This window comes from Cytobacillus eiseniae (genome assembly GCF_017874625.1).
Lineage (GTDB): Bacteria > Bacillota > Bacilli > Bacillales > Cytobacillaceae > Cytobacillus > Cytobacillus eiseniae.
In genome coordinates this window covers 1-8,059 of sequence record NZ_JAGIKZ010000047.1, presented here as the reverse complement: position 1 = coordinate 8,059, position 8,059 = coordinate 1, and the positions used below count along the sequence as shown (strand labels likewise).

Here is an 8,059-nt window from a genome sequence, read left to right as displayed (position 1 = left end):
AGTCCTTCAAAAAAATTGAAGATGAAGGGCCTTATTCAGTAGTGCCCTCTAGCCAAAAAGTGTTTTCATACAAAATTATAAATTTGAATGGTGTGGATCACATAGCGGCAATTTCTGCGTCCAGCTCTAGCACCTATCCCCGACGTACAGGACATACTAGTGTCGACAATGCGACAGGACGTCGCGTTTTTGTCGACCTCGAGGTCACAAGCCAATCCTCTAAAGATCGGTAAAGGACACCTTTTTAGTGAGGCTCGTCTTGTGCTATGCCTGAGGCTGATCAAGGCGCTGCAGAGCCTCTTAATTAAAAGAAAATAGTCGCCAAATTTGGCGACTATTTTTTTAATAGTTGTGTTTGTTGTAAAAAGCTTGAAATACGTTCTATAACAGGTTCAACTGAATTTTCATGCTGAATAATATCGTAATCATTAATGTTCAGACGTAAGACAGGGCATGCATTAAATGAGTTAATCCAGTCTTCGTAGCGCTTATGCATCTCTTCCCAATAGGAAATCGGTGTTTGTTGTTCCATTGGCCGCCCGCGTTCTTGGATTCGAGAGAGAATATCGTCTAGAGATCCTTCAAGATAGATGAGAAGGTCAGGGTGTGGGAAGTAAGGTGTCATGACCATCGCATCAAATAGACTTGTGTATGTTTGATAATCAACCTGTGACATTGTGCCTTTTTCATAATGCATTTTAGCAAAAATCCCAGTGTCTTCGTATATCGAACGATCTTGAATAAATCCGCCGCCATATTCAAAAATGCGTTTCTGCTCTTTAAAGCGCTCGGCAAGGAAATAGACTTGTAAATGGAAGCTCCAGCGATCAAAGTCTGCATAAAACTTGTCTAAGTATGGGTTGGTATCAACCTTTTCGAAGGAAGTTCGAAAATTAAGGGCTTTAGCAAGTGCATTTGTCATGGTTGATTTTCCAACACCGACTGTTCCAGCTATTGTAATGACAGCATTGGCTGGAATCTCATATTTATTTCTTAGGTTCATGATTGAATGCTCCTCTTTTTCAATAATGTCGACAATGTATCAAGGATATAAGTTAAGTCTTCTTTATTTTTAACAAAATTTAATTCATCGCCATTGAAGCGCAGCACTGGAATATCAGGATGCTTCAATTCAAAATCATTCATTGCCTTTTCATAATCAATGGATAATTGTTCCAAGTAAAGGGGACTGATATTTTTTTCAATTTCTCGTCCTCTTAATTTAATGCGGGTTAAAAGTGTATCAAGACTAGCATGTAGATAGATCACTACATTTGGTTTCGGCATATCGTTTATTAAAATTTCATAGATTTTTAAATACTTCTGGTATTCATTTGCATGAAGTGAGCGACCTGCGAAAATTAAATTTTTTAAGATATGATAATCTGCAACGACAGGCTTATTTTGGGCTAAAAAGTGGTTGTTAATGTCCCCGAGTTGTTTGTAGCGATTGCAGAGGAAAAACATTTCAGTTTGGAAGCTCCATTCTTCAATATCTTCATAAAATTTACCTAAGAATGGATTTTCATCGACGATTTCCTTTAATAATGCAAATTGGAACTGTTCAGCTACCGCTTTGGCTAGAGATGTTTTGCCAACACCAATCGGTCCTTCCACAGTGATAAATGGTGTTCCCCCCATAGAATATCCTCCTACTATTGGATCTTTGTTCTTTCTATTTATCTCTTTGTATCAATCAGTTTAAATTCTAGTGACACAAAAAATATTTTAACATACTATCACGTAGGAGGGATAAGGAAATTCATTTGGAAAAAATGAAACAACAGCTGCACAGATGGACAGCTGTTGTTGATTAAGTAGGATAGAATTAGTTGTGAATTAGTACGACAAGACTCCAATGGTTTTACTTATCTTTTTACGACATTGAAATTATCTGTGATTAAGAGCCAATTTTGTGGAAAAGCAAGGCCGAGCTTCCAGTAACTCATTCCTCTGAGATTTAATTCTTTTACTAAATCAAATTTTGCCTGGATGGAGCGAGCATCCTCGAACCATACTTCATGTTGTCTCCCTTCGTTATCTGTGTAGTTGAAAAATGGGGCTTGGGCAGTATAATCGTATTGAATGGCTACTTGATTGTCGGCGGCAAGCTGAATGGCTTGTTGTGGGCTAACAGCTCTAGCTGTTGTTCCTTGAACAAAAGGCAATGTCCAGTCATACCCATATAAATTTTGTCCCATCATAATTTTTGTTGAGGGCATTTCACTTAATGCGTATTCAATGACATCCCTAACAGGTCCAATTGGAGAAACAGCCATTGCAGGGCCGCCGCTATAGCCCCATTCATAGGTCATAATAACAACAAAGTCTACAATTTCTCCATGTGTTTTATAATCATGTGCTTCATACCAAAGTCCAGGCTGATCAGCTCTTGTCTTTGGGGCGAGCGCAGTTGAAATAAGCCAGCCCTCTTGCCGGAATCGGGCTTTAGCTTTTCTTAAAAATTGGTTGTAGGCTTCCCGATCGGCTGGCCGCAAAAATTCGAAATCAAAATGAATATCTCTGAAGTTATACTTCCTGGCTGTGGCCACAATATTATTTAAAAATCGATCTTGTATAGGGATATCATTTAGCAGGATTCGACCAAGTTCATCACTAAATTGGTCATTTTCTTGATTAGTAATGACCATCATTAATACATTATTGTTTGCTTGAGCAATGGCGGGAAATTGATTAAGCAGCGGTTCCTTTAATGAACCGTCACGAAGAGCCTGGAAGCTGAAGGGTGCTAAGTATGTTAAATAGGGAGCTGCCTCTCTTGCGCTCGTTTCTAAATTGGGGGCAACTGTTGTTCCTCTAGGTTCTACATATGCATTGAATTCTGCATTTTTTTTTGGGGCTGGTGGAATATATAAGCGAAAACCAATTGGAAGCGATTGATTGACTGGGATTCTGTTAATAGAGGCAAGCTCCTGATAGGAAAGTCCAAATTTATTTGCAATTGAATACAGACTTTCACCAGAACGCACCCAGTAAAATTGCCCTACAATTGGGATTACAAGGGTTTGGCCAACGACAAGTTGGTTTGGATTTGGAAGTTCATTTGCCTCTACGATATCATCGATACTTGAACCATAGGCTTGCGCAATCCCAAATAATGATTGATTTGGTTGAATCACATGAATCTGCAAACTATCGCCTCCTAATAAATACAAATAGACTATTTTTATACTAAAAGCCATCAACAAAATGAACTCACTACAACCATTTTATGAATGGGAGAAAAAAGAAATGATATAATTCAATAGAGAAAATACGAAAGTTATACTATAAGTAAAGAAAATGGCAAAATTAAAGGAATGGGATGCATGCTGATCAATCCAACTACAGATCATGTATATATGCTTGAAGCAATAAAAGAGGCAAAAAAGGCAGAAAAAAGAATGGAAGTGCCAATTGGTGCAGTGGTTGTCTTAAATGGAGAAATCATTGCTCGAGCTCATAATTTAAGAGAGTCTAATCAAAATGCACTAGCCCACGCTGAATTGCTGGCGATTGACCAAGCATGCCAGTCAGTAGGATCATGGAGATTAGAGGATGCAGTTCTTTATGTGACACTTGAGCCATGCCCAATGTGTGCGGGTGCGATTATGCTTTCACGTATAAAAAGGGTGGTGTACGGAGCGGCTGATCCGAAGGGTGGCTGTGCAGGGACACTTATGAATCTTCTTCAAGATGATCGCTTCAACCATCAATGTGAATTGGAATCCGGATTAATGGAGGAAGAATGCGGTGAGCTGTTATCCTCCTTTTTCAAAGATTTGCGGAAACGAAAAAAGGAAGAAAAGAAAAGTAGGGAGCAGCAACAAGAGAGGGATACAGAAATTGACAGTGAATAGGCATTGATTTTTATAAGTGATATTAGTATACTTGTATTACGTCATTTAATGGCGTAACTAAATATGGTTTCAATTTTGTCGTGCTAGGTGGGGAGGTAGCGGTGCCCTGTAACTCGCAATCCGCTCTAGCGAGACTGAATCCCTTCCTGAGGCTAATTTCCTGTAGGGTCTGCCTTAAGTAAGTGGTGTTGACGCCTGGGTCCTGCGCAATGGGAATCCATGAACCATGTCAGGTCCGGAAGGAAGCAGCATTAAGTGGACACTCTCATGTGCCGCAGGGTTACCTGGGCCGAGCTAACTGCTTAAGTAACGCTTATGGGAATTAGTCGAAGGAAGGTGCACGGCAGTTTAACTATAATAAATAAAACTCATCTCAGCCTTGAGATGAGTTTTTTGTTTGATTTCTTTTAAAAAAGAATAAGGATACGTTATAATAGTTGATGAGTATATAGGAAGGGGGCGTGTCAATGAGTTATCAAGCTTTATATCGTGTTTGGCGGCCTCAAAGCTTCATTGATGTTGTTGGACAGGAGCATGTAACACAGACATTGCAAAACGCCTTGCTTCAACAAAAAATCTCACATGCTTATTTGTTTTCAGGTCCTCGTGGGACAGGGAAAACAAGTGCAGCAAAAATTTTAGCAAAAGCTGTAAACTGTGAACGATCACCTATCAATGAGCCTTGTAATGAATGTTCTTCATGTAAAGGAATCACAGACGGCTCAATTCCTGATGTCATCGAGATTGATGCTGCTTCAAATAATGGAGTGGAGGAAATTCGGGATATTAGGGATAAGGTGAAGTATGCACCAACATCAGTTCGTTTTAAAGTCTATATTGTGGATGAAGTACATATGCTTTCAATTGGCGCTTTCAATGCATTATTAAAGACATTGGAAGAACCACCAAGGCATGTCATTTTTATTTTGGCAACAACTGAACCACATAAGATCCCTCTTACAATTATTTCAAGGTGTCAGCGATTTGACTTTAAACGAATTACAGCCCAGGCAATTGTGGGCAGAATGAAGCTTATTGTTGATGAGACAGATATTCAATGTGAGGATCAGGCATTGCATGTTGTTGCTAGAGCAGCTGACGGAGGAATGCGGGATGCCTTAAGTTTACTCGATCAGGCAATCTCTTTTAGTCAGGATAAGGTAACCGTAGAGGATGCATTAACGGTTACTGGTGCTGTTTCACAAGGGTTTCTTAATAAATTGGCAAATGCGATCTTAGATCGGGACGCAGCGGCAGGTTTAAGTTTTCTTGATGAGCTATTGTTTCAAGGAAAGGATCCATCAAGGTTTATAGAGGACTTTATATTGTATTATCGAGATATTCTCCTTTATAAAGCGGCACCACGTTTAGAAGAATCACTCGAACGAGTCATGCTTGATGAGGATTTTCAATCAATTGCTAATAAAATCAAGCCAGAAGAGCTTTATGAACTAATTGAGCTCTTGAATAAAGCGCAGCAAGATATGCGGTGGACAAATCACCCAAGAATCTTCCTTGAAGTAGCTATTGTTAAGCTATGTCAAATTGATCAGAAGGAATCGCAAATTCCCTCTTCAGAGGATATTCAGCCTTTGCTCAAAAAAATATCTGATCTTGAAAATGAAATAAATGAAATAAAACGTCTAGGTGTAGCTGTTAATCACGATGCTCAGCCAATTGTAGAAAAGAAGCCTCAAAGAAGCTCGAGAAGAGGGTTCCAAGTCCCTGTTGGGAAAGTCAATGAGATTTTAAAGCAGGCAACAAAAGGTGACTTAGCCATTATAAAGGGGCAATGGGGTGAGATGATTAATCGTCTAGTCCATAATCAGATGCGCTCACAAGCTGCTTTATTAAATGATGCTGAGCCTGTTGCTGCTTCACAAAATTCGTTTATTATTAAATTTAGATATGAAATTCATTGCCAAATGGCTATGGAAAATACGAAGTTTCTCGATACACTCACAAATATCTTAAATGAATTAATAGGGAAAAGAATGCATGTTGCAGGAGTACCTAATGATCAGTGGCAAAAAATTAGAGAAGATTTTTTACAATCACAGCATGGGGATGAATCGAATGAGGATATACACTTAATCGAAGAAGAACCATTAGTTGCTGAGGCGAAGAAATTATTTGGCGAGAACTTAGTAGAAATTAAAGATTAAATACTTTTGGAGGGAACAAGAATATGCGTGGAATGGGAAATATGCAAAATATGATGAAACAAATGCAAAAAATGCAAAAGAAAATGGCTGACGCTCAAGAAAAGCTTGGCGAAGAAAGAATTGAAGGCACTGCTGGAGGCGGAATGGTGTCTGTAATCGTCTCTGGACATAAAGAAGTACTAGAAGTGAATATAAAGGAAGAGGTAGTTGATCCTGAAGATATCGAAATGCTTCAAGATCTTGTTTTAGCCGCAACAAATGATGCACTGAAAAAAGCGGATGAATTAACGAATAATACGATGGGTCAATTTACTAAAGGTATGAATCTTCCAGGAATGTTCTAAACAGTTTTTCTTAAAAAGATATGGAGTTAGAGAATTTTCTGGCTCCTGCGCCTATCGCTTATTAAACTTCGGATCCTCTTTCTCTGTTGAGTTGACATCAATAAGCTCGACTTATTTAAATCATCTTTTTCGAGAGAGTTGGATCTTCTGTGTTTTATTAGATGATGACAAAGGTGCTTGCGCTTTTCTTAGGAGGAATAGATATGCATTATCCTGAACCGATATCAAAGCTGATTGACAGCTTTATGAAATTGCCAGGTATCGGCCCGAAAACGGCCGCTCGTCTGGCTTTTTTTATATTAAGTATGAAGGAAGATACTGTATTAGATTTCGCAAAGGCATTAGTCAATGCAAAAAGGAATTTGACCTATTGTTCTGTCTGCGGTCATATTACCGATCAAGATCCTTGTTATATATGTGAAGATAAACAAAGGGATAGAAGTATTATTTGTGTTGTTCAAGATCCGAAAGACGTCATTGCGATGGAAAAGATGAAGGAGTATCATGGCCTTTATCATGTTCTTCAAGGGGCTATTTCCCCAATGGACGGAGTAGGACCAGAAGATATAAATATACCGAGTCTTTTAAAGCGGCTCCAGGATGATACAGTTCAAGAAGTAATTCTTGCGACAAATCCTAATATCGAGGGAGAAGCTACAGCAATGTATATATCTAGACTTATAAAGCCTTCTGGTATTCGTGCAACAAGGATTGCTCATGGTCTCCCTGTTGGCGGAGATCTAGAGTATGCGGACGAGGTAACTTTATCTAAAGCGCTGGAAGGTCGAAGAGATGTATAAATTCTAGATGCTTTTACTCATTAAAATTTGGGGGCAGAGAAAATGTTGTTTCGAAAAAAAGGTTGGCTGCGAAAGGAATTTGATGAGAAGCTGCTAGATAAGACAAATCAATTAAAAGATTCTTGGATTAGTCAAAAAACGTTAATTGAAAAGAGCTTTGATCCATCCATTGAAGCGGAATGCCAGACGAAAATTGCTGAAATGAAGTATTTCTTTCTATTTAAGGAAGTAAGAAAAAGGAATATTACCGTTTCAAAGTAAATAATGTCCTACCTCCTTTAGGTCTTTTTTGTACGTAAATAACATAAATATATAGTACAAGTATCCTGTGAGGAGGTTATTATTTTGGAACCTGTTATCGTTATATCTATTTTAGGGGGATTAATAGTCGTGCTTCTACTATTAGGCGCTCCTATAAAGCCAATAAAGTTTGTTGGACAAGGTGTCATCAAATTACTAATTGGTGCATTGTTTCTTTTCTTTCTTAATACATTTGGTAATCAGTTCGGTATCCATGTACCAATTAATTTTATTACTTCTGGTATCTCTGGGTTTCTAGGAATCCCTGGTTTATTTGCATTAGTAGCTATTCAAACATGGGTCATTTAATAAAGGGACAGCTAATTTAAAAAGGCTGTCCTATAAAAAAGGAAAAAGTGTTGACAGTCCTTTATATTGGTGATAATATATTAAAAGTCGTCACAACAACCTAATGAAACATATTTTTAAAAAGTTGTTGACAAGTGATTGAGATAAATGTTATATTAGATTGGTCGCTTGCTTACGACAAATAATAAATTGCTCTTTGAAAACTGAACGAACAAAAAACGTCAACGTTTAAACTTATTTTTTATTTTAGAGCTAATCAACTCTTTATTGGAGAGTTTGAT

At 38.2% G+C, this 8,059-nt stretch carries 9 protein-coding genes and 1 other RNA gene; 7 read left to right on the top strand and 3 right to left on the bottom strand.

The genetic code is table 11. The annotated features are described in order from the left end of the window. Window positions 1-334 precede the first annotated feature (334 nt). The 3 genes from J2Z40_RS19505 to J2Z40_RS19495 form a co-directional block, all read right to left on the bottom strand. The gene (locus J2Z40_RS19505; RefSeq protein ID WP_066398904.1) at window positions 335-1,003 is read right to left on the bottom strand and encodes a deoxynucleoside kinase; all 669 of its coding nucleotides are present in this window, start codon (window positions 1,001-1,003) and stop codon (window positions 335-337) included. Continuing rightward, window positions 1,000-1,641 (bottom strand): deoxynucleoside kinase, encoded by a 642-nt coding sequence (locus J2Z40_RS19500; protein WP_066398907.1) that lies wholly within the window; start codon window positions 1,639-1,641, stop codon window positions 1,000-1,002. The genes J2Z40_RS19505 and J2Z40_RS19500 overlap by 4 nt, the downstream gene beginning before the upstream one ends. Before the next feature lie 227 nt (window positions 1,642-1,868). Continuing rightward, complete coding sequence (locus tag J2Z40_RS19495; RefSeq protein ID WP_066398909.1) at window positions 1,869-3,152, bottom strand: glycosyl hydrolase family 18 protein; 1,284 nt, start codon at window positions 3,150-3,152, stop codon at window positions 1,869-1,871. Between the two features lie 177 nt (window positions 3,153-3,329). On the opposite strand from J2Z40_RS19495, the gene tadA reads away from it, so the two are divergent. The 7 genes from tadA (at window position 3,330) to J2Z40_RS19460 (ending at window position 7,778) form a co-directional block, all read left to right on the top strand. Then, window positions 3,330-3,860: a tRNA adenosine(34) deaminase TadA gene (gene tadA / locus J2Z40_RS19490; RefSeq protein ID WP_066398911.1), complete on the top strand. Its 531-nt coding sequence runs from the start codon at window positions 3,330-3,332 to the stop codon at window positions 3,858-3,860. 78 nt (window positions 3,861-3,938) lie between these two features. Continuing rightward, window positions 3,939-4,204: signal recognition particle sRNA large type (ffs, locus tag J2Z40_RS19485), an RNA gene on the top strand. A 123-nt stretch (window positions 4,205-4,327) separates the two neighbouring features. Next, window positions 4,328-6,025, top strand: coding sequence for a DNA polymerase III subunit gamma/tau (gene dnaX / locus J2Z40_RS19480; protein WP_066398913.1), 1,698 nt, complete (start codon window positions 4,328-4,330; stop codon window positions 6,023-6,025). 23 nt (window positions 6,026-6,048) lie between these two features. Next, window positions 6,049-6,369, top strand: coding sequence for a YbaB/EbfC family nucleoid-associated protein (locus tag J2Z40_RS19475; protein WP_066398918.1), 321 nt, complete (start codon window positions 6,049-6,051; stop codon window positions 6,367-6,369). A 203-nt stretch (window positions 6,370-6,572) separates the two neighbouring features. After that, window positions 6,573-7,169 (top strand): recombination mediator RecR, encoded by a 597-nt coding sequence (gene recR, locus J2Z40_RS19470; protein WP_066398919.1) that lies wholly within the window; start codon window positions 6,573-6,575, stop codon window positions 7,167-7,169. Window positions 7,170-7,211: 42 nt separating this feature from the next. Further along, window positions 7,212-7,430 (top strand): YaaL family protein, encoded by a 219-nt coding sequence (locus J2Z40_RS19465; protein ID WP_066398920.1) that lies wholly within the window; start codon window positions 7,212-7,214, stop codon window positions 7,428-7,430. An 84-nt stretch (window positions 7,431-7,514) separates the two neighbouring features. Continuing rightward, entirely contained in the window at window positions 7,515-7,778 is a 264-nt protein-coding gene (locus J2Z40_RS19460; protein ID WP_066398922.1) for a pro-sigmaK processing inhibitor BofA family protein, read from the top strand. The last annotated feature ends 281 nt before the right edge of the window (window positions 7,779-8,059 follow it).